This window comes from Pseudomonas sp. SWRI154 (genome assembly GCF_014268645.1).
GTDB lineage: Bacteria > Pseudomonadota > Gammaproteobacteria > Pseudomonadales > Pseudomonadaceae > Aquipseudomonas > Aquipseudomonas marvdashtae.
This window is the reverse complement of sequence record NZ_JABWQW010000012.1, coordinates 134,107-154,440: the sequence shown is the minus strand read 5'-3', so window position 1 is coordinate 154,440 and position 20,334 is coordinate 134,107. Positions and strand designations below refer to the sequence as shown.

At 61.1% G+C, this 20,334-nt stretch carries 17 protein-coding genes and 1 riboswitch; of the genes, 7 read left to right on the top strand and 10 right to left on the bottom strand.

The features are described from left to right. Positions 1-99 precede the first annotated feature (99 nt). Positions 100-846 carry a DUF3298 domain-containing protein gene (locus tag HU806_RS13525; protein WP_186611854.1) on the top strand — a complete coding sequence of 249 codons (747 nt, stop codon included), beginning with the start codon at positions 100-102 and terminating at the stop codon, positions 844-846. Here HU806_RS13525 and cytX read toward each other — a convergent pair. After that, positions 815-2,095 carry a putative hydroxymethylpyrimidine transporter CytX gene (gene cytX, locus HU806_RS13520; protein WP_186611853.1) on the bottom strand — a complete coding sequence of 427 codons (1,281 nt, stop codon included), beginning with the start codon at positions 2,093-2,095 and terminating at the stop codon, positions 815-817. The genes HU806_RS13525 and cytX overlap by 32 nt on opposite strands. 191 nt (positions 2,096-2,286) lie before the next feature. Continuing rightward, on the bottom strand, positions 2,287-4,176 hold the full coding sequence (gene thiC / locus HU806_RS13515) for a phosphomethylpyrimidine synthase ThiC (protein WP_186611852.1): 1,890 nt from the start codon (positions 4,174-4,176) through the stop codon (positions 2,287-2,289). Positions 4,177-4,352: 176 nt separating this feature from the next. After that, a riboswitch (TPP riboswitch) is annotated at positions 4,353-4,458 on the bottom strand. Between the two features lie 157 nt (positions 4,459-4,615). On the opposite strand from thiC, the gene HU806_RS13510 reads away from it, so the two are divergent. After that, complete coding sequence (locus HU806_RS13510; protein WP_186611851.1) at positions 4,616-6,055, top strand: TolC family outer membrane protein; 1,440 nt, start codon at positions 4,616-4,618, stop codon at positions 6,053-6,055. Between the two features lie 175 nt (positions 6,056-6,230). On the opposite strand, the gene waaA is transcribed toward HU806_RS13510, so the two are convergent. Both waaA and HU806_RS13500 read right to left on the bottom strand, forming a co-directional pair. Continuing rightward, a complete protein-coding gene (waaA, locus tag HU806_RS13505; protein ID WP_186611850.1) occupies positions 6,231-7,511 on the bottom strand; it encodes a lipid IV(A) 3-deoxy-D-manno-octulosonic acid transferase in 1,281 nt (426 codons plus the stop codon). A gap of 22 nt (positions 7,512-7,533) precedes the next feature. Beyond that, the gene (locus HU806_RS13500) at positions 7,534-8,424 is read right to left on the bottom strand and encodes a LysR family transcriptional regulator (protein WP_186611849.1); all 891 of its coding nucleotides are present in this window, start codon (positions 8,422-8,424) and stop codon (positions 7,534-7,536) included. Between the two features lie 102 nt (positions 8,425-8,526). Here HU806_RS13500 and HU806_RS13495 point away from each other — a divergent pair, with 102 nt between their 5' ends. The 4 genes from HU806_RS13495 (at position 8,527) to HU806_RS13480 (ending at position 11,953) form a co-directional block, all read left to right on the top strand. Beyond that, the gene (locus tag HU806_RS13495; protein WP_186611848.1) at positions 8,527-8,859 is read left to right on the top strand and encodes a DMT family transporter; all 333 of its coding nucleotides are present in this window, start codon (positions 8,527-8,529) and stop codon (positions 8,857-8,859) included. A gap of 109 nt (positions 8,860-8,968) precedes the next feature. Further along, the gene (locus HU806_RS13490) at positions 8,969-10,144 is read left to right on the top strand and encodes an NAD(P)/FAD-dependent oxidoreductase (RefSeq protein WP_186611847.1); all 1,176 of its coding nucleotides are present in this window, start codon (positions 8,969-8,971) and stop codon (positions 10,142-10,144) included. Then, positions 10,141-10,953: an aldo/keto reductase gene (locus HU806_RS13485; RefSeq protein ID WP_186611846.1), complete on the top strand. Its 813-nt coding sequence runs from the start codon at positions 10,141-10,143 to the stop codon at positions 10,951-10,953. Before HU806_RS13490 ends, HU806_RS13485 begins: the two co-directional genes overlap by 4 nt. Before the next feature lie 34 nt (positions 10,954-10,987). Beyond that, positions 10,988-11,953: a metal ABC transporter ATPase gene (locus HU806_RS13480; RefSeq protein ID WP_186611845.1), complete on the top strand. Its 966-nt coding sequence runs from the start codon at positions 10,988-10,990 to the stop codon at positions 11,951-11,953. A 155-nt stretch (positions 11,954-12,108) separates the two neighbouring features. Here HU806_RS13480 and hldE read toward each other — a convergent pair whose 3' ends face one another. The 3 genes from hldE to HU806_RS13465 all read right to left on the bottom strand — a co-directional run bounded on the left by hldE (position 12,109) and on the right by HU806_RS13465 (position 16,691). Further along, positions 12,109-13,530, bottom strand: coding sequence for a bifunctional D-glycero-beta-D-manno-heptose-7-phosphate kinase/D-glycero-beta-D-manno-heptose 1-phosphate adenylyltransferase HldE (gene hldE, locus HU806_RS13475; RefSeq protein WP_186611844.1), 1,422 nt, complete (start codon positions 13,528-13,530; stop codon positions 12,109-12,111). A 167-nt stretch (positions 13,531-13,697) separates the two neighbouring features. Beyond that, on the bottom strand, positions 13,698-15,503 hold the full coding sequence (gene msbA / locus HU806_RS13470) for a lipid A export permease/ATP-binding protein MsbA (RefSeq protein ID WP_186611843.1): 1,806 nt from the start codon (positions 15,501-15,503) through the stop codon (positions 13,698-13,700). A 15-nt stretch (positions 15,504-15,518) separates the two neighbouring features. Beyond that, positions 15,519-16,691, bottom strand: a complete 1,173-nt coding sequence (locus HU806_RS13465) for an O-antigen ligase family protein (protein ID WP_186611842.1) — start codon at positions 16,689-16,691, stop codon at positions 15,519-15,521. A gap of 106 nt (positions 16,692-16,797) precedes the next feature. Here HU806_RS13465 and HU806_RS13460 point away from each other — a divergent pair, with 106 nt between their 5' ends. Next, on the top strand, positions 16,798-17,403 hold the full coding sequence (locus tag HU806_RS13460; protein WP_186611841.1) for a BUD32 family EKC/KEOPS complex subunit: 606 nt from the start codon (positions 16,798-16,800) through the stop codon (positions 17,401-17,403). Here HU806_RS13460 and HU806_RS13455 read toward each other — a convergent pair. The 3 genes from HU806_RS13455 to HU806_RS13445 are packed head-to-tail and all read right to left on the bottom strand — an operon-like array spanning position 17,389 to position 20,316. Then, entirely contained in the window at positions 17,389-18,492 is a 1,104-nt protein-coding gene (locus HU806_RS13455; RefSeq protein ID WP_186611840.1) for a glycosyltransferase, read from the bottom strand. The two genes, HU806_RS13460 and HU806_RS13455, sit on opposite strands and share 15 nt — an antisense overlap. 48 nt (positions 18,493-18,540) lie before the next feature. After that, complete coding sequence (locus HU806_RS13450; RefSeq protein ID WP_186611839.1) at positions 18,541-19,305, bottom strand: glycosyltransferase family protein; 765 nt, start codon at positions 19,303-19,305, stop codon at positions 18,541-18,543. A gap of 51 nt (positions 19,306-19,356) precedes the next feature. Further along, positions 19,357-20,316: a glycosyltransferase family protein gene (locus HU806_RS13445; RefSeq protein ID WP_186611838.1), complete on the bottom strand. Its 960-nt coding sequence runs from the start codon at positions 20,314-20,316 to the stop codon at positions 19,357-19,359. Positions 20,317-20,334 lie beyond the last annotated feature (18 nt).

The window sequence follows — 20,334 nt, the reverse complement described above, 5'->3', positions numbered from 1 at the left end:
CTGCAAACTCACTCTAATGAGCTTAGTGGCGAACTGATTGCCCTGCTGACAGTCGAAGCGGGTAACTTTTTGCCTTTCCCTGTTTCACGAAGGACGCCCATGTCGCTTTTCAAGATTGCTTCGCTGGCCGCCATTGCCCTGACCTTGGGTGCTTGCCAGAGCCTGTTCCAGCCCAATTATCGCGCGCCGTTGGAGACCACTCGCGACGCTTCGGAACAACTGCAACCAGGTTGCGCCAGTGCCGATTGCCCGTTGGTGAACATCGATACCCTGCACTTTCCTGCCGAACCAGCCCTGGACGGCATCATCGAAAAGCGCCTGCTGCAAATGACCCGCACCTCACCGGATGCCCCGGCAGCGCCGACGCTGGCGGCCTATCGCGAACAGTTTTTGCGCAGCGCCGCACCACGCAACAGCAGCTATTTGCAGGCCAAGGTACGCGAGCAACATGACGGCCTGGTGATCATCGAACTGTCCAGCTACCTGGACACTGGCGGCGCCCACGGCACGCCGGGTCGCGGTTTCATCAATTATTCACGCCAGCAACACAAGGTGCTGACGCTCTCGGACATGTTGCTGCCGGGCCAGGAAGAAGCCTTCTGGAAAGCCGCCCAGGTGGCCCACAACAGCTGGCTGATCAGCACCAAGCTGGATCAGGAACCCGAGTTCCTGAAACAGTGGTCCTTCCAGAAAACCCCACACATCGCGCTGACCTATGGCGGGGTGATCCTCAAGTACGAAGTGAGCACCATCGCGCCGTACGCCCTGGGCCACATCGAACTGAAGATCGCCTACCCACGCCTCAACGGCATCCTCAAGCCCGAGCTGTTCCCTGGCCGTAGCTGAAAGCCCGGCCCAGCAACAGCTGCAGCAACCCGGCCAGAATCAACGATGGCAGGGTTGCGCCGATGTCCGGGTAGAAGTTGGCCAGCAGGTGATACGTGCTCACCCCACCCAACCAGGCCAACAGGGCCGGCCAGCGCAACGCGGCTGACACGACCTGGCTGCTGCGTTTGCGCAGGATAAAGTGGTCCACCAGCACCACGCCGAACAGCGGCGCGAACACTGAGCCGATCAGCAACAGGAAGTTCTGGTACTGCGCCAACGGCGCAAAGCAGGCGATCAAGGTGCAGATGACGCCAATCGCCAAGGCCAGGTGCTCGACCTTCAACCCCGACAGCATGCCGCTGGACACCGCCGCCGAGTGGATGTCGGCGAAGGCATTTTCCGACTCATCCAGCAGAATCAGCAGCAGCGGAATTCCCAATCCAGCACCCGCCAGGGCCAGCAGCAATGCGTTGACCTCACCGCTTGGCGCGAACGCCAGGGTGTAGGCCACGCCCAGGCTCATCAGCCAGAAGTTACCGATGAAAAAGCCTACGGCCGTACCGCCGAAGACGTTCCTGGCGCGTTTGCCGAAGCGCGAGTAGTCGGCGATCAGCGGCAACCACGACAGCGGCATCGCAATAGCGATATCAAACCCCACCGCCAGCGGCATCGAGCCATCGCCCGCCTGGGCCCACAGCGCCGCCAGGTCAGCCTTGGCGAAAAGGTTCCAGGTCAACCAGATGCACGCGGCCAGCAACAGCCAGATGCCCCATTTGCGCAGGACCTTACGCACGAAGGTCAGCGGCCCGCTCACGGCAAGCAGGGTTGCCAGTGCGCCGAAAAACAATGTCCACAGCAGCGGATTCGAGCCCAGGCTGCCTTCGCTGAAGGCCCGGGCGCCGAGCAGGCTGGCGGCGTCGCGCATGACGATGATTTCGAACGAGCCCCAACCGATCAGTTGCAGCAGGTTCAACACCGCTGGCACGCTCGCGCCCTTGCCGCCAAGGCTGAGCTTGAGGGCGGTCATGGCCGACAGACCGGTGTCGCTGCCGATCACCCCGACGGCCGCCAGCAGCAGGACGCCCACCAGCGTGCCAAGGAAAATTGCCAGCAACGAACCGCTCAGGCCCAGGCCCGGCGCGAGCAAGGCACCGACCTGCAAGACCATCAGGCCGATGCCGAGGGAAAACCACAGGGAAAACAGATCGCGGGCGCCGAAGACACGTTTGTCGGTGGGAATCGCGATGTCGGGGGAATAGGTGTTCAAGAGAAGGATCTCGGTGAGAACGGGTTGCAAGCTTTAAGCTGCAAGCCTCAAGAAAAAGCAGATCGCGCTTTTGCTTCTAACTTGCAGCTTGCCGCTTAAAAAAGGGTTACAAGCTGCAAGCTGCAAGCCTCAAGAAAAAGCAGATCGCGCTTTTGCTTCTAACTTGCAGCTTGCCGCTTGGAGCTTGCCGCTTAAACTTTCTTATAAAGCTGACTACCTTCCTTCTTGAACCGCTCCGCCTGCTCCGCCAGGCCTTGGGCAACGTCCACATCCACCGCTTCGATGCGTTGGTTGGCGGCGTACTCGCGCACTTCCTGAGTGATTTTCATCGAGCAGAATTTCGGCCCGCACATCGAGCAGAAATGCGCGACTTTGGCCGAGTCCTTCGGCAGGGTTTCGTCGTGGTACGAGCGGGCCGTGTCCGGGTCCAGTCCGAGGTTGAACTGGTCTTCCCAGCGAAACTCGAAACGCGCCTTGCTCAAGGCGTTGTCGCGGATCTGCGCGCCCGGGTGGCCCTTGGCAAGGTCGGCTGCGTGGGCGGCGATCTTGTAGGTGATGATCCCGGTCTTGACGTCATCCTTGTTCGGCAAGCCGAGGTGTTCCTTCGGCGTGACGTAGCAAAGCATGGCGCAACCGAACCAGCCGATCATCGCCGCACCGATACCGGAGGTGATGTGGTCGTAGCCCGGCGCGATGTCGGTGGTCAGTGGCCCGAGGGTGTAGAACGGCGCTTCGTCGCAACACTCGAGCTGCTTGTCCATGTTCTCTTTGATCAACTGCATCGGCACGTGGCCGGGGCCTTCGATCATGCATTGCACGTCGTGCTTCCAGGCGATCTTGGTCAGCTCGCCGAGGGTTTCCAGCTCACCGAATTGCGCTTCGTCGTTGGCGTCGGCAATCGAACCCGGACGCAGGCCATCGCCCAGCGAGAAGCTGACGTCGTAGGCCTTCATGATTTCGCAGATGTCTTCGAAGTGGGTGTAGAGGAAATTTTCCTTGTGGTGCGCCAGGCACCACTTGGCCATGATCGAGCCGCCACGGGACACGATACCGGTCACGCGTTTGGCGGTCAGCGGCACATAGCGCAACAGCACGCCGGCGTGGATGGTGAAGTAATCGACGCCCTGCTCGGCCTGCTCGATCAGCGTGTCGCGGAACAGCTCCCAGGTCAGGTCTTCGGCGGCGCCGCCGACTTTTTCCAGGGCCTGGTAGATCGGCACGGTGCCGATCGGCACGGGCGAGTTGCGGATGATCCACTCGCGGGTTTCGTGGATGTGCTTGCCGGTGGACAGGTCCATGACCGTGTCCGAACCCCAGCGAATGCCCCAGGTCAGCTTCGCCACTTCTTCTTCGATGGACGAACCCAGGGCGCTGTTGCCAATGTTGCCGTTGATCTTCACCAGGAAGTTACGGCCGATGATCATCGGTTCCAGTTCGGTGTGGTTGATGTTGGCCGGGATGATCGCGCGGCCACGGGCGATTTCATCGCGCACGAATTCCGGGGTGATGATCTTCGGTACGCTGGCGCCGAAGCTGTGGCCGGCGTGTTGCTGGTCCAGCAGGCCGGCGGCACGGGCGACTTCCAGCTTCATGTTTTCGCGGATGGCGACGTATTCCATCTCAGCGGTGATGATGCCTTTGCGCGCGTAGTGCATCTGGCTGACGTTGGCACCTGGCTTGGCGCGACGCGGGTTGTTCACGTGGGCGAAGCGCAGCTTGGTCAGTTCGGGGTCGGCCAGGCGTTCCTGGCCGAAGTTGGAGCTCAGGCCGGCAAGGCGCTCGGTGTCGCCACGGGCTTCGATCCACGGCGAACGCACGTCGGCCAGGCCTTTGCGTACGTCGATGATCACGTTCGGGTCGGTGTATGGGCCCGACGTGTCATAGACCACTACCGGCGCATTGATTTCGCCGCCAAAATCGGTGGGGGTCACGTCGAGGCTGATTTCGCGCATGGGCACGCGGATATCCGGGCGACTGCCCTGGACGTAGATTTTTTGCGAGCGGGTAAACGGTTGGACCGATTGCTGATCGACCTGGGCCGATTCACTGAGGTTGGTCGCGTTTTTTGATTTTGTCGTCATCACGGGCTCTCCAGACACACATCCAGGCAGTGGATTTTTTGTCGGAGCGAACCTGTAACGAATGGACGCGTCCCTGCACGAAAGTGCGGACGCTGTGCTTGCTGCTCGAGCATGTTCGAAGATCGAAAGTCGATTGTCGAACAACATCCCGGACGAAGCACAAGAGGACTCGCCGGGTGACGAGAAATCTTGTTCCCTACGCAGGCGCTAACCTGATCAGGTTCAACGGGATCCGAAATTATTCGATCTCAGCCTCATAGCAAGGCACCCCGACAAGAACGTGGCCAGTCTAGACACAACCACGAGAGAACGCCATCGCCAGGGCAAAAGGCGTGATGAATGGCGCATATACAGGATTGTTGCCATGCCCAGGCGCAACTACACTCGCTACGCCGCGCGCCACTTATGCGCACTCTCATTGTGAATTAGGGATAGCCTCATGCTGCGCAAACTTTCACTGGCCCTGGCCGTGTCTTGTGCGTCCAACGCAATGGCCTGGGCCGCCGAAGCGCCTTTAACCACCAAAACTGACCTGGTAAGCGTGTATCAGGAAGCGGTGGACAACAACGCCGACCTGGCCGCTGCCCGCGCCCAGTATGGCGCCCAGAAGGAAGTGGTGCCCCAGGCCCGCGCCGGGTTGCTGCCGAACTTGTCCGGCGGAGCTGAAGTCGCCAACGTGCGCACCGATATCGACCAGCCTGCGGCGGTAGCCAATCGCAGCGCCCGCTCGTATCAGGCCACCCTCTCGCAACCGCTGTTTCGTGCCGACCGCTGGTTCCAGTTCCAAGCCGCGAAATCGGTGAACGAACAAGCCTCGCTGCAATTGTCGGCGACCGAACAGAACCTGATCCTGCAAAGCGCCGAAAGCTATTTCAATGTGCTGCGCAGCCAGGACAACCTGGCCTCGACCAAGGCCGAGGAAGCGGCGTTCAAGCGCCAGCTCGACCAATCCAACGAACGCTTCGACGTCGGGCTGTCGGACAAGACCGATGTGCTGCAATCCCAGGCCAGCTACGACACCGCGCGCGCCAACCGGACCCTGGCGCAGCGCCAGGTCGACGATGCGTTCGAAGCGCTGATCACCTTGACCAATCGCCAGTACAACTCGCTCCAGGGCGTCGTCCACACCCTGCCGATTCTGCCGCCGGCGCCTAATGACGCCAAGGCCTGGGTCGACACCGCCGCCAAGCAAAACCTGAATCTGTTGGCCAGCAACTATGCTGTGACGGCCGCCGAAGACACCTTGCGCCAACGCAAAGCCGGGCATGCGCCGACGCTGGATGCGGTGGCGAGGTACGAAAAAGGTGACAACGACGCTCTGGGCTTCAGCAACCCGAACGCATTTGGCCGGCCCTATAGCGGCGACGTCGAACAGCGCACGCTGGCCCTGCAACTGAGCATCCCGATCTACAGCGGTGGGTTGACCAGCTCCCAGGTGCGCGAGTCCTACTCGCAGCTCACCCAGACCGAGCAGCAACGCGAAAGCCTGCGCCGGCAGGTGGTGGAGAACACCCGTAACCTGCACCGTGCGGTGAACACCGACGTGGAGCAGGTCCAGGCCCGGCGCCAGTCGATCATCTCCAACCAGAGCGCGGTGGAGGCCACGGAAATCGGCTACCAGGTCGGCACCCGCAACATCGTCGATGTGCTGGATGCCCAGCGTCAGCTGTACACCTCGGTGCGCAACTACAACAACGCCCGGTATGACTACATCCTCGATAACCTGCGCCTCAAGCAGGCCGCCGGCACCTTGAGCCCGGAAGACTTGCAGGCCCTGTCACGCTACCTCAAGCCTGATTACAACCCGGACAAGGACTTTTTGCCGCCAGACTTGGCCCAGGCAGCAGCGGAGCAACTGCGCTCGCGGCCGGCGCAATAACACACCGGCGACGAATCCCGTGGCGAGGGCGCTTGCTCCCGCTGGCCTGCGAAGCAGGCCCAGAACCAGTCACCGCGTTCTGCCAGTCAGAAATGCGGTGCCGATTTGCGGCTGCTTCGCAGCCGAGCGGGAGCAAGCTCCCTCGCCACCAAAGCGCTCGCCGCATGTGCAGCGATCAGCGTCCGTCGAGCAACCGCCCCAACCCGTCCAGCAACCGCTGCAAAGCGCCCTGGTTGCGGCGCATCACCTTCAGCCCAGCCTCGGCCATGCGCTGGGCGTCGCGGGGCAGTTCGAACAGACGCTGTACCGCCAGGGCCAGGCTTTCGGCATCGTCGACTTCCTGCAACGCCCCGGCCGTACGCAGTTGCGCGGCGATTTCGAGGAAGTTGAACAGGTGCGGTCCACTGAGCACCGGTTTTGCCAACGCCGCCGGTTCGAGCAGATTGTGCCCGCCGTTGGACACCAGGCTGCCGCCGACAAAAGCGCTGTCGGCCAACGCGTAGAGAAACAGCAGTTCGCCCATGGTGTCTCCCAGCAGCACCGAGGTTTGCGCGGTGACCGGTTGTGCACTGGAACGCCGGACCGTGGCAAACCCTTCGTTTTCACAAAGCTGATGGACCGAGTCGAAACGCTCCGGATGACGCGGCACCAGGATCAACAGCGCATCGGGATAACTGGCTAGTAACCGCCGGTGAGCGTCGAGCACCACTTCATCCTCACCCTCGTGAGTGCTGGCGGCGATCCATACCGGGCGATCTACCGCTTGCCATTGCTGGCGCAAAGTACTGGCGCTTTCAAGCAGTTGCGAGTCGACGGTCAGGTCGAACTTGATGGAGCCAGTCACTTCGACGGTTTGCGCGCGGGCGCCCAGCTGACGAAAGCGCTCGGCCTCGGCTTCGGTCTGGACAGCAAACAGGCTCATTTCAGCGAGCATCGGCCGGGTCAGCTTGGGAAACCGTGCATAACCCCGCGCCGAACGCTCCGACAACCGCGCGTTGGCCAGGGCCACGGGAATGCCGCGCCTGGCGCATTGGTGAATATGATTGGGCCACAGTTCGGTTTCCATGATCACCGCCAGTTTCGGGCGAGCCTGCTCGAGAAAACGCTTGGCCGCGCAAGGCAAGTCATAAGGCAGGTAACAGTGCTGGACCCGCGGCTCATCGGCGAACAGCGCCTTGATTCGTTCCGAACCGGTGGGCGTCATGCAGGTCACGGTGATCGGCAGCTGTGGATAACGTTGCAGCAAGGCGCGGATCATCGGCGCGGCGGCAATGCTTTCGCCCACCGACACCGCGTGGACCCAGACGCCGCCCGGCATCATCGCCGGCAAGCCCCAAGCGAAGCGCTCGCCAATACGGCGGGCATAGGCCGGCGCCTTGCGAGCCCGCAGCCAGAGCCGAATCGCTACCAGTGGCAGCCCCAGATAAAACAATGCGCTATAGAGAGTTCTGTTCATGGCGGCGGAGTTTATCGGTTTTTCAGCCGATCGCCTGCAACTGCACGGCAAAACGTTCCGCCAACCAACGCGCGGCTGGCCCCAAGGGTTCGTCGCGGCGCCAGACCAGTTCCACCACCAATGCCGGTGGGGTCCATTCGCTGCTGAGTTCAACCATCTCCCCCAAGTAGGCCGGGTATTGCACCACATGCCGTGGCAACCACGCCCAGCCCAGGCCACACCTCAGCCATTCGGCCAGCACATAAAAGCTGTCGGCCCGCCAGACCTGCGGGCTGGCCTGCTCACTGCCCGGATAAACGCTCGACTGGGTCGCCATCAACAACTGGCGGTGCCGGGCCATTTCCCGGCAGGTGACATAACCGTGGTGCGCCAGTGGATGATTCCTTCCGCATACGGTGACCATCTCGACGCTGCCGAGTACCCGGCGCTCCAGCGCCTCGGGGATTTGGTCGTGGTAGAACAGCAGCCCGAGATCGGCGCGACGTTCCACCAGTTTTCGCGCCACATCGCCTTGGGCGGCGCTGGCCAGTTGCACTTCGAGCGTAGGAAATTGTTTGGCGAGTGCCGCCAGGCTGTCGATGACCGGTTGATAAGGCATGGCCTCGTCCTGGGCCAGGCGTAGCGACGCTTCCTGTCCGCGCATCAGCGCCAGGGCACGACCATTCAGGCGTTCACACTGGCGCAAGACTTCCCTGGCCTCTTCCAGCAGCGCTTCGCCAGTCTCGGTGAGCCTGGGCTGGCGGCCACTGCTGCGCTCGAACAGGCTCACCCCCAGATCGGCCTCCAACAACGCAATGGCGCTGCTGACGGCCGACTGGGCCTTGCGCTGGTCCCGGGCCACGGCGGAAAACGAGCGCTTCTCGGCGACCTCGACGAACAGCCGCAGTTGTTCAAGATTCCATTGAACGTTCATGGTCGACCTATCTCTATTGCAGATAGGTAATGACTTTACCGCATCTGCGCGATCTCTAGAATGGCCGCAACGAAACACGTAACAGTCAAACAGGAACAGCCTATGAACGCCTACTACTACCTGGCCATCGCCATTTGTGCCGAAGTGATCGCCACCGTTTCAATGAAAGCGGTCAAAGGCCTGAGCACCCCGCTGCCCTTGCTGCTGGTCGTCGCCGGTTACGGCATCGCGTTCTGGATGCTGACGCTGGTGGTGCGCACCGTACCGGTGGGCGTGGCCTACGCGGTCTGGGCCGGGATGGGCATCGTCATGGTCAGCGTCGCAGCGCTGTTCATCTATGGGCAGAAACTGGACGTGCCGGCCATTCTGGGGATGGCGTTGATTGTGCTGGGAGTGGTGGTGATCCAGCTGTTTTCCAAGACCGCCGGGCACTGAAGCAGCACAAGCTCCAAGCTTTAAGCTGCGAGCAAAGCGATACCCTCTCGCTTGTAACTTGCAGCTTGAAGCTTGAAACTTGCCGCTTCATTCCCTTCGAGGTCGCTGCATGCCATCCGTTATTTCCACCGACATCCTGATTGTCGGCGCCGGAGTCGCCGGCCTCTGGCTGAACGCGCGCTTGCGCCGCCTGGGATTTTCAACCGTGCTGGTGGAAAGCGCCAGCCTCGGCGGCGGGCAGAGCGTCAAATCCCAGGGCATCATTCATGGCGGCGCGAAGTACGCATTGCACGGAGCCCTGACCGGTGCCTCGGAAGCCATCGCCGATATGCCGCTGCGCTGGCGCGAGGCCTTGAAGGGCGACGGCGAGCTGGACCTGTCCGGCGTGCGTCTGTTGTCCGACGCCCATTACCTCTGGTCTCCCGGCACCCTGGCTGGCAACCTCACGAGTTTCTTCGCCAGCAAGGCCGTGCGTGGACGCGTCGACCAAGTCAAGGGCGAGCAACTGCCGCCAGCCCTGCAAGACAAGCGCTTCAAGGGCAAGGTCTATCGCCTGGCCGAGCTGGTGGTGGATGTTCCCAGCCTGATCGCACGCCTGGCGGAGTTGGCCGGCGATAGCCTGCTGGCCGGACAGCACATCGAGCCGCTGCGCAAAGAAAGCCAGTTGGTCGGACTGAAGGTCGATGATCGCGAGATCCGCGCCCAACGCATCGTGCTCAGCGCTGGAGGTGGCACCGCCAACCTGCTCGCCGCCCTCGGCCTTGACCAGCCAGCCATGCAAACCCGGCCGCTGCACATGGTCCTGGCCAAGGGGCCGGGCCTCAAGCCGCTTTATGCCCATTGCCTGGGCGGCGGACCGAAGCCGCGCGTCACCGTGACCACCCATCCGGCCGCCGATGGCCAGTGGGTCTGGTACTTGGGTGGCGATCTCGCTGAAGGCGATGCCGTCGCCCGCGAGCCCGCCGCGCAGATTGCCGTGGCCCAGAAAGAACTCGGCCAATTATTGCCGTGGATCGACCTCAGCACCGCGCAATGGGCAACGTTGCGGGTCGACCGCGCCGAACCGCTGCAATCGGGCCTGACCCGACCGGACAACGCTTTTCTCGCCGAACAGGATCGCTTGCTGGTGGGCTGGCCGACCAAGCTGGCCCTGGCCCCGGATTTCGCTGATAGGGTGATTACCGCGCTGCAACGCGATGGCATCCAACCCAGCCACCCCGCCCCGCTCCCGGAGCTGCCAAAGCCCCCGATGGGAATACCTGCGTGGGAGCAATTGCTGCCATGAGCCAACCGACACTGCACGACCTGCGTCGTCCGCTGGGCCATAACGGCCCGATGGTTTCGCCCCTGGGCCTGGGCACGGTCAAGCTCGGACGCGACCAAGGCGTCAAATACCCAAACGGCTTTCGAATTCCGGATGACAGCGAAGCGCGCATGTTGCTCAAGCTGGCGCGCGACCTTGGTATCAACCTGATCGATACCGCGCCGGCCTATGGCCGCAGCGAAGAACGTCTTGGGCCGCTGCTGCGCGACCAGCGTCACGACTGGGTGATCGTCAGCAAGGTCGGCGAAGAGTTCAGCGACGGCCAATCGCGCCATGACTTCAGCGCGGCCCATACGCGGTTCTCGGTAGAGCGCAGCCTCAAGCGCCTGGAAACTGAGTATATCGATCTCGTGCTGGTGCACTCGGACGGCAATGACCTGGCGATACTCAACGACAGCGAAGTCTACCCAACCCTGGCGGCGCTCAAGCGCGAGGGCAAGATCGGCGGCTACGGGTTTTCCGGCAAGACCGTGGACGGTGGTTTGAAAGCCTTGGAGCAAGGCGACTGTGCGATGGTCACCTACAATCTGAACGAACGAAGCGAAAAGGCTGTCATTGACTACGCCAGCGAGCACGGCAAGGCGATCCTGGTGAAAAAAGCCCTGGCCAGCGGTCACGTCTGCCTGAGCCCCGGGGAGGACCCGGTTCGGGCGAGCTTCGAATTGTTGTTTGAGCACCCTGGGGTTGCCAGTGCTATTGTCGGCACGATTGATCCGCTGCACCTCGCCCATAACGTCGCGACCGTAGCCCGCGTCCTGCGTCAAAACTGAAGCCGCCTCGCGCGGCCATAAGGAAGGAGCCGACATGCCGCGTACGCTCATCAGAAAGAACCCGAGCAACTTCAAGACCCTGCCCCTTTTCGTCGAAGCAACGCCTGAAGGCCTGACGTACCAGAGCGTGGGGATGCCGCTCAATTTCGCCCAGACCTTGCAACGCCGCAAACCCGTCACGGTGGACGACGCCGAGCGTTTTACCCTGGAGCTGGCGAACCTGGGCGTCTCGGTGCGCCTGACCCTGCATTGGCAAAATCGCGATTATTGGGTGCTCGTGCGTCAACGCCGCCAGGATCGCGGCGATGTGGTCCTCAAGTTGATTTCTGGTTACGTCCCGGCCCATGAATTGAACCTGCCACTGCTTACCGCTATCAACGAAATTGCCGAAGAGTGCCTGCTGGAAACCCCTGAGGGCTGGCTCGGCGGACGTTTCAACGACACTTGGTTGCCCGCGCCGTATTCAAGCGCCCTGCATTACCGTGAAGCCTTGCCGTTTCGCCTGGCTCCGCTTTCCGGTTCGGCCCGCCCAGTGCGTTGTGCCAATCTGCAATTGATCGAACGCCCGAGGGCCTACGTGCATTTGCCTACGGCATCGCTGCAGTTGATTTATGACTTGCGCCTGGACGTGCCCAAGGAAGCCAAATCCCTGAGCCTGTTTCATGTCGATGAGCGTCTGGAAGGCGACCAACTGGTGGCGCGCCTGGACCGCAAGCGTCCCGACCTTTACCTGATGCCGCTGCAGGACGGACAACCGCTGCCCGAGCTGTACACGCTGAAGAAGGATCAACTGTACCCAGCCAGTACCCGCGGCTTGTACCTGGCGGAGAGCTTCGCGCGGCAGGACGGGTGGCTGGTGCGCGATGAGCGGATTCGCTGGAAGGATTGGCTGAGACAGCAAGGGCTGACACCGCCCGGGAAGGAGTCCGGGCTGACCCGTTTGAAGGGCAAGGCCCGGCAGTTGCTCAAGAAGATCGTGCCGCGCAAGGCGGTGCGTTAGTCACAGCGATCTGAAAATGCTCTTGTGGCGAGGGAGCTTGCTCCCGCTGGGTTGCGCAGCGACCCCATTTTTATGGGCGCTGCGCACCCAAGCGGGAGCAAGCTCCCTCGCCACGAAAGCTCCCCAGCCACAGGAGCTGGCTCTTGCGCAAAGGCTCAGTTATTGCGGATCTTTTCCACAATCGCCGTCGTCGAGCTGTTTTCCACCAGCCCCAACACCTTCACCGTGCCGCCATAGGCCGCGACGATATCGGCGCCCACGACCTGGTCGATCCCGTAATCGCCGCCCTTGACCAGCACATCCGGCTTGACCTGGCGCAGCAGGTTTTCCGGCGTGCCTTCGCTGAAGCAGATCACCCAGTCCACCGCGCCAAGGCCGGCAAGGACCGCCATGCGTCGGTCGACACTGTTGATCGGACGACCTGGCCCTTTCAGGCGGCTCACGGAAGCATCGTCATTGACCGCGACGATCAAACGATCGCCCTGGGCCCTGGCCTGCTCAAGGTAGGTCACGTGGCCAGCATGCAGGATGTCGAAGCAACCGTTGGTGAAGACGATTCGCTCGTTGTGCGCACGCGCATCGTCGACGGCCAACAACAATTGCTCCAGCCCCAACACGCCGCGCTCGGAACCCTCTTCGCGCTGGATGGCGCGACGCAGCTCCGGGGCGCTGATCGCCGCAGTACCGAGCTTGCCGACGACGATGCCCGCCGCCAGGTTCGCCAGGGCGACCGCATGGGGCAGTTCCTCGCCAGCAGCGATTGCGGCGGCCAGCGTGGAAATTACCGTGTCGCCGGCACCCGTCACGTCAAACACTTCACGGGCACGGGCCGGCAGGTGCAAGGCCGGGTGATCTGGACGCAACAGAGTCATGCCGTGCTCGCCACGGGTGACCAGCAGCGCACCGAGCTCGAGGTCGTGCATCAGCTGCGCGCCTTTGCTCACCAATTCATGCTCATCCGCGCAACCACCGACGATGGTTTCGAACTCGCTGAGGTTCGGGGTAATCAGGCTCGCACCGCGGTAGATGGAAAAATCCTTGCCCTTGGGGTCGGCCAGGACCGGAATGCCACGGGCACGGGCGGCCTGGATCAGCACCTGATGGTTTTTCAATGCGCCTTTGCCGTAGTCCGACAACACCAGCACCTTGATACCTTCGAGCAGCTTGTCGACTTCCGCGCCAAGGGACAGGGGATCGGTGGCGAACGGCTCTTCGAAATCGATCCGCAACAGTTGTTGGTGACGGCTGATTACCCGCAGCTTGACGATGGTCGGCTGATGCGCGATGCGCTGGAATATCGCCCGCACGCCTGCGCCTTCCAGGCTGTTGGCCAAGCTGTTGGCAGCTTCGTCGTCGCCGGTCACGCCCACCAGGGAGGCCGGCGCGCCAAGGGCGGCGATGTTCAAGGCAACGTTGGCGGCACCGCCGGGACGATCCTCGATGTGCTCGACCCTGACCACCGGTACCGGCGCCTCGGGGGAAATCCGTGATGTACCGCCATGCCAGTAGCGGTCGAGCATGACATCGCCGACCACCAATACAGGGGCTTGATCGAATCGCGGCATGGACAACTTCATGGAGCATCCCACATACAAAATGAACAGGGGCGCGATATTAGCACAGGGTTGAGAAAGGCTCGTCCATGGCTGTAACCCGAAGCGCTGCCCCTTTATGGCTCCTGCGGCAGCGCAATTATCTGCTCGCAGGCCCGGGGCAGCTCAACCTCTTGCAGCATGCCCTGGCGTCAGGCGATGTCCTGAGAGGGGGCATCCAGCCCCATGGCGTGGAGACGAGCGTAATAGCCGTTCTGAGCGAGGAGTTCGCCGTGGGTGCCGCGCTCCACGATACGCCCCTGGTCCATGACCAGGATCAGGTCGGCTTTTTCGATCGTCGACAAGCGGTGAGCGATAACGAGGGTAGTGCGGCCCTTCATGACTTGATCCAGCGCGGCCTGGATATGCCGCTCGGACTCGGTGTCCAGCGCTGAGGTGGCCTCGTCGAGGATCAACAATGGCGCGTTTTTCAGCAAGGCCCGGGCAATTGCCAGGCGCTGGCGCTGGCCGCCGGACAACAACACACCGTTCTCACCCACCTCGGTGTCGAGGCCGTGAGGGAGCTGCGCGATGAAGTCCATGGCGTAGGCGTCCTGGGCGGCTTTTTCGATATCTGCCCGGGGTGCTCCGGCCAGGTCGCCATAGGCGATATTGTTGGCCACGGTGTCATTGAAGAGTGTGACGTGCTGGGTCACCTGGGCGACGTGGCGACGCAAATTACGCAGTCGATAGTCTTCGATCTCCACATCGTCGAGCAGGATCTGACCCATGTCGTGATGATAGAAACGCGGGATGAGGCTGGCCAGGGTGGACTTGCCGCTGCCCGAGCGTCCAACCAAGGCGATCATCTGCCCGGGAGCTGCGGTGAAGCTGATGTCCTTGAGCACTTCCCGATCGGAGCCGGGGTAGGTAAAGCTCAGGTTGCGTACATCGAGACGGCCACTGACGCGTTCCTGCTCTACCGTCCCGTTGTCGACCTCAGGCTCGACGTCCAGTTGTTCGAAGATGCTTTCGGCACCCGCGACCCCTTTCTGGATGGTAGAGCTGACCTCGGAGAGCTGGCGAATCGGCTTGGGCAACAAGCCCGCCGCAGTGATGTAGGCGACCAGGTCGCCAGCCGTCGCGTCGCCGCGCAGGAACAGCACCAGAAACATCAGGGCCGCCATGGCGGTGTAGATCACCAACTGCAGCATCGGCGTATAAACCGCGCCAGTGCGTGTCATGCGCAATTGTTTGTCGGTATTGCCCTGGCTGGCGCTGGCAAAACGCTGTTCTTCGTAGGCCTCGCCGCCGAAGCTGCGCACCACGCGATAGCCCTGGATGGTCTCGGACGCTACATGGGTCACGTCGCCCATGGCCACCTGGATCTTTTTGCTTTGCTTGCGGAATTTCTTGCTGGTGCTGCTGACCATCACCGCGATCAGCGGCAGGATCGCCAGCATCACCAATGTCAGCTTCCAGTTCATCCACACCAGGTAGGCAAAAAGAAACACCACGGTGAGGCCTTCGCGGATCACCACTTTGATGGCGTCCGTGGCAGCACCGGTGACCATGGTCACGTTGAACGTGATCCGGGAAATCAGGTGGCCGGAGTTGTGAGTGTCGAAATAGCGGTTGGGCAGGACCAGTAGCTTGTTGAACAACTCGACCCGCAGGTCATGCACCAACCCCAGCGAGACCCTCGCCAGATAGTAGTTACCCAGGAATGAGCCCAGGCCCTGCCAGGCCGCGATCAGAATGATCAACAGCGGCACGGCCATCAGCAGCTTCAAATCCTGAAGGTACGGCACGGTAGGAAAAAGCACCGCATCGGGATTGCTCAAGCCATCGACGAAATACTTGAGAATCCCGGCCAGCATGGGCTGGGTGGATGCAAATATCACGAAACCCACGATACTCAGCAGGAAAATGCCCGCGTAGGGTCTGACGTATCCCAGCAGCCTGAAATAGATTTTCAGGCTGGAATCCTGTTCCGCTTTGGGCGGTGCGTCACTCATCGTCGAGCTCACTGGTTAGGAAGAGCGCGGGATTTTATCACAGCCACCGGGCTTGGCCCGCGCCCAGGCCAAAACACTGGCCAGGCCGATCGGCAACCAGCTGATGAACCATTCGGCGCGGGGAGTCCCCGTCAGGCTCGCGGCGTCGAATTGCATCGCCAGGAACGAAAACACCCACATGCCCAATACGCCTCGGCCCAGCAAGGTGTCCCGGGCACGCCAGGCCTCGCGCAGCACCGCGAACCAGACAACGCACCACAGCAGCAGCCCCGGCAGGCCCAACTGGATGGCAACATGGCTGAACAGATTATGAGCATGGTCAAAAAAACGACCGTTAACGGGGATGCGATAATCCCCCGCCAATCCGAGACCGCCCCAAGGACGCTCGCCAATGATGTGCATGCTCGACATGAAAATCTCAGGACGATAGGAGGCACCACGGGCCATCACCAAGGGTTCCAGCAGCCAGAAGGTCAGCATCGCCAGCACCAGGGCCGTAGCGGCTATCACACGAGTACGCCCGTCCCGGCAATAAAGCGGCATTGCCAGCACGCTGAGCAACAAGGCCAGCGCCGCGCCGCGGCTTTGACTCATCACCACAAATAACCCCAGCAGGACCAGGGCCACCGCCCAAAGAGCCTGGAGCCCGATACGACGCGGCACCCAGTGCAGCATCCAGATCGCCGCCAAGCCAATCACGTATCCGCCTAGGATCGGATGCGACAATTCACCCAGCCCTTCGAGACGCGCCACCCAGCGATGATCTTGGACAATGTAGAACTGAACGATGGCCATCAGGGCCGTCAGGGCCAGCCCCAATCCGCCCCACTGCATGACACGGATCACGCGCTCCGGCTGGCCATTGGCGAAAACCGGGAAGAACAACAGGAACACCAGGATGTAGAGCAGCCGCTTGGCTTCGCGGGCGGGTTCCGGCGCCTCGGCCCAGAGCAGCGTCACCAGCGCCCACGCCATCAATGCCAACAGCGCCCCATAAATCAAGCGCTGGGCGCGCCACAGCTCCAACAACCTGTGTCGCGCCGGCCAGGCAAACACGATCGCCGGCAACCAGACGAAAGCGATCAACCCTTGCTGATAAACCTTATTGGAAGGTGCCAAGGCTATCGCCAACAAAAACCAGAACAAGCCAAGGGCCATCCAGCCCTGCGCCCAACGTGTTGCTTGCATCTAACGCTCCTAAACGGTGTACCAGCCAAACCGGCATGGTGAAAACAAAAACTTTTGGGCATCATGGCCCGCCACGGCACCGTTCTTTCAACAAGGTTTCCCTACGATGCAATCCTCACGGCTTCCCCAAGCCGCTTTGAATCAAATGATTGAAGGCGCCAGCATTCTGGAGGCCGACAGCTACGGCCCAAAAGTCTATCTGTTGCAGGATGGGAACATCCTGAAAATGTTTCGCCGCAAGCGGTTTTTTTCCTCGGCCCTTCTAAGGCCCTACTCGACGCGGTTCATCAACAACGCGGCCCGTTTGAAGGAACTCGGCGTACCGACCCTCGAAGTGCTGGCCTACTACAAACTGCAGAAGCCCGGCATGACCGCTGTACTTTATCGACCGCTTCCCGGAAAAACCCTGCGCCAATTATCGAATCAAGAAGATTTCAGCTGGCAACAGCGTCTTCCAGACCTGATCGAACTGATCCGCAGCCTCCATGCCAGTGGTATTTATTTTCGCTCGTTGCACTTGGGCAACATCGTTGTCACCCCGGAAAACACCCTGGGGCTGATCGATGTGGCTGACATGCGGTTTTTACGCTCCCCATTGCCGCGCTATCTGGCACGCCGGAACCTGCAGCATTTCGCTCGTTATATTGCGCGGGAAAACCTGAACGGGAGCTTTCCAATGCAGGCATTGGAAAACGCCTTAATCGCTGCCTGAAATCAACGCCCGGGCGGTTTGGCAGAAACTCGTCCAGGCCGCCTCTGGTGCCAAAGCCTGGTACTGCGCCGCCGCAATCGCCTCGGCCGAAGCCTGTGAGGCCCGGGTAATGGCCTCGCTCCACGCGGCTTCGTCACCAGCAGGCGCATACCAGCCGTCATCGCCTACCTGCTCGCGGAACACGGCCAGGTCACTGGCCAGCACCGGAGTGCCGGCCAGGATCGCTTCCTGGAGAATCAGGCCAAGCCCCTCTTCGAACGAGGGAATCAGCACCCAGTCGAACGCTTTATAGAGCGTCGCAACGTCCTCCAGATGCCCAGCCAACAACACCTTCCCGGCCAGGTCTGGCTGGGCGATCCGTGCCTCCAATGCCGCCCGGGCCGGCCCCTCGCCGACAATCACCAGGCGCCAGCCAGGCTGATCGGTTGCGGCCCGGGCAAAGCCCTCCAACAGATTGCCGAAACCTTTTTTGTCTACCAGCCGTCCTACCGCGCCGAATATATGCGTGACCGTCGCAGCCCCCCCCAGCCGAACGCGAGCTTCTTCACGAGGGACGAGGCACGATTGAAATGCGACAGGATCGAACGCACTGCGCAACGCAGTGACCTGGATGCCCAGCTCCTCCTGCAGCGATGCAGCCAGCGTCTCGGAGACCGCTGCCAAAGCAAGGCGTGACGACGGGAAGCCACATAACAATTCCCTACCCATGGCGTTGAGCCGTGTCGCACCATGGAATATCACGACCACGCGGATCTGCGGCATGTCCTTCAAGACGGGCAACAGCGTACGCGCCACACCGAGACCATCGAGCAATACCACTCGGGCAGCGCTGTCGAGCAGGGCCTGACGGAAACGGCTGTGCATCCAGGGCCTGAAAAGGCGCCAGAAGTGGCGCCCCTTGAGACGCGCCGACGTCAGATTCCACTCCCGTGCCGGGCCCACATTGTCTTGGCAAGCGGATTGCGAGCCTTGCAGGAGCCATGTCTTGACGGGCACGGCGGGATCGATCTGCGAAAGGATCTGGCGATGGACTTTATGCACCGAAGCGAATGGCGAACCGCCTGCCCACATGACATTGATGATGCTCATCGAGCGGCAAACCTATGATCGCGGACCCGGACTCGTGCTTCGAGAAGCTCAATAATTGATAAGCCAGCCAACGCACACTCCGAGCAAAAGGATCAGGAAAAGTTTGATTTGCTCACGGCGCCTGCGACGCGCCTTTCGCTGGCGTTCGACAGGAACTTCGACATGAACACCGAATCCGGTATGTAAAACAGCATCCCCTTCGAGCGTCACTGCGGTCAAGTTCAGTTGCGCGTAGCGGAGCGACAGGGCTTTTTCACCACCGAAACCGGCAAATGGCGCGCAGAGCTGATATTCCTTCAGCCGCCGCAAGCCAGGATTGAGAGAGAAACTCTGCCACTCAGGCTTATCCGAGATCAGGGGATAGCACGGTACGCCGCCGATCAGCTCACGCTCGCCCAAGCGGATATAGGGACTGTGTACGCACAGGTCATAGACATAATTGCGCAGCCATACCTGAAGAATCTCGGGACGCAATTTCAGGATCGTCAGCGAGTCTTCCACGAACCCCGGGCGGTAGAACTCCCAGTCATCCTCGCAGTGGAAAACGTAGGGCGTCTTGACGTGTCCGTAGGCCAGGTCGATTGACGCCAGCTGTCCCAGCTTCGGCTGGTTGACGAATACCGTGCAGCGCTCCTTCCAATGATCGGGAATTACCGCGTGCACGCCTTCATCGCCTGCGTCTTCAGTAATGAACACTTCGCGAATAGACGCCGTATTGAAACGGTCAAAACTCTCGAGTGTCCGCTTGAGCAGATCGAGCCGGCCGCAACTGGTGACCACTAGAGTGATGTCACTATCGTCGGAAAACTGCACTGAAATACCATTTAGTCAATTGCCACCCTGTCGTTGGATGGCATAACGGTTTTATTGAATGCCCAGTTTCTGGCGCAATCGCTCCAACAGACTCAAGGGTCCGCGCGGCCGCAAGGGTGGCTCCAGCGCTTCCACGATCTTGTGTCCGATACGCGCGAAGCTGAACTGTTCCAGCGCCAGCCTCTGGCCGTTGCGGGCGATACTGTGCGCCAGTTCGGGGTCCGCACGCAGCCGGGAAAGTTTTTCCTGAAGTTGCGGGATATCCCGATACAACACCACGTTATACATGTCCTGCAGCCCCAGCGCCCGCGCTTCCTCGGCGCCTTGGTCAAACGCCAGCAGTACACAGCCGCAGGCCATCGCCTCGAAATTCTTGATCATGAACTCGCCCATGCCCACGTCGGCACTGACGAAAAAACGAATCCGATTGAGCGTCTCGCAATACTCTTCGCCGGACTTGGTACGGGTTACCACCAACGGCTCAACGCGCCCCAATTCATCCAACAGCGCCTTGCGACCACTATAGGCGACGCTATTGGTGCTGCCGACAAAAGCCAGTTCGATGTCCCGTTCGCGGTGCCGGTCCTGCAACAACGATTGATCGTAGCCCTTGGGAACGAAAACCGCATCGAATCCTTCCGCGCGCAGGCGTTCCGTCACCATGAAACCGGAGCTGATGACCCTCACCCACGGCAGACGACGGTAATGGGCACTGAACTTGCCCGTGTATTTGCACGCAATGTAGTTCTGGTAGGCGTCATGTTCAAGGATCACCAGGTTGGGGATCGTGCGAATGAAGCTGGCCTGGCGGATTTCCTGTTTGAAGCGCAGGAAAAATACGATCCGGTCGTAGCTCGATACATCCACGTGACGCCGGAAATAGCCTCGCAGATTGCGTTGTTCCCCACTGTCGAGCCAACGCAGATCGCACTCGCAATGAGCGGCCACGCCTTCATAGAGCCGATCCAGAATGGCCCGTTGTTCTTTCTGCACCAGAAATAGAACTTTCATCGTCTTCCTTGCGGCACC

Coding starts and splice junctions, on each gene's coding strand:
- HU806_RS13485 (WP_186611846.1), top strand. CDS start 10,141: ATGAGCCAACCGACACTGCACGACCTGCGTCGTCCGCTGGGCCATAAC.
- HU806_RS13500 (WP_186611849.1), bottom strand. CDS start 8,424: ATGAACGTTCAATGGAATCTTGAACAACTGCGGCTGTTCGTCGAGGTC.
- HU806_RS13465 (WP_186611842.1), bottom strand. CDS start 16,691: ATGCAAGCAACACGTTGGGCGCAGGGCTGGATGGCCCTTGGCTTGTTC.
- msbA (WP_186611843.1), bottom strand. CDS start 15,503: ATGAGTGACGCACCGCCCAAAGCGGAACAGGATTCCAGCCTGAAAATC.
- HU806_RS13445 (WP_186611838.1), bottom strand. CDS start 20,316: ATGAAAGTTCTATTTCTGGTGCAGAAAGAACAACGGGCCATTCTGGAT.
- thiC (WP_186611852.1), bottom strand. CDS start 4,176: ATGACGACAAAATCAAAAAACGCGACCAACCTCAGTGAATCGGCCCAG.
- HU806_RS13495 (WP_186611848.1), top strand. CDS start 8,527: ATGAACGCCTACTACTACCTGGCCATCGCCATTTGTGCCGAAGTGATC.
- HU806_RS13525 (WP_186611854.1), top strand. CDS start 100: ATGTCGCTTTTCAAGATTGCTTCGCTGGCCGCCATTGCCCTGACCTTG.
- HU806_RS13490 (WP_186611847.1), top strand. CDS start 8,969: ATGCCATCCGTTATTTCCACCGACATCCTGATTGTCGGCGCCGGAGTC.
- waaA (WP_186611850.1), bottom strand. CDS start 7,511: ATGAACAGAACTCTCTATAGCGCATTGTTTTATCTGGGGCTGCCACTG.
- HU806_RS13510 (WP_186611851.1), top strand. CDS start 4,616: ATGCTGCGCAAACTTTCACTGGCCCTGGCCGTGTCTTGTGCGTCCAAC.
- hldE (WP_186611844.1), bottom strand. CDS start 13,530: ATGAAGTTGTCCATGCCGCGATTCGATCAAGCCCCTGTATTGGTGGTC.
- HU806_RS13455 (WP_186611840.1), bottom strand. CDS start 18,492: ATGAGCATCATCAATGTCATGTGGGCAGGCGGTTCGCCATTCGCTTCG.
- HU806_RS13460 (WP_186611841.1), top strand. CDS start 16,798: ATGCAATCCTCACGGCTTCCCCAAGCCGCTTTGAATCAAATGATTGAA.
- HU806_RS13480 (WP_186611845.1), top strand. CDS start 10,988: ATGCCGCGTACGCTCATCAGAAAGAACCCGAGCAACTTCAAGACCCTG.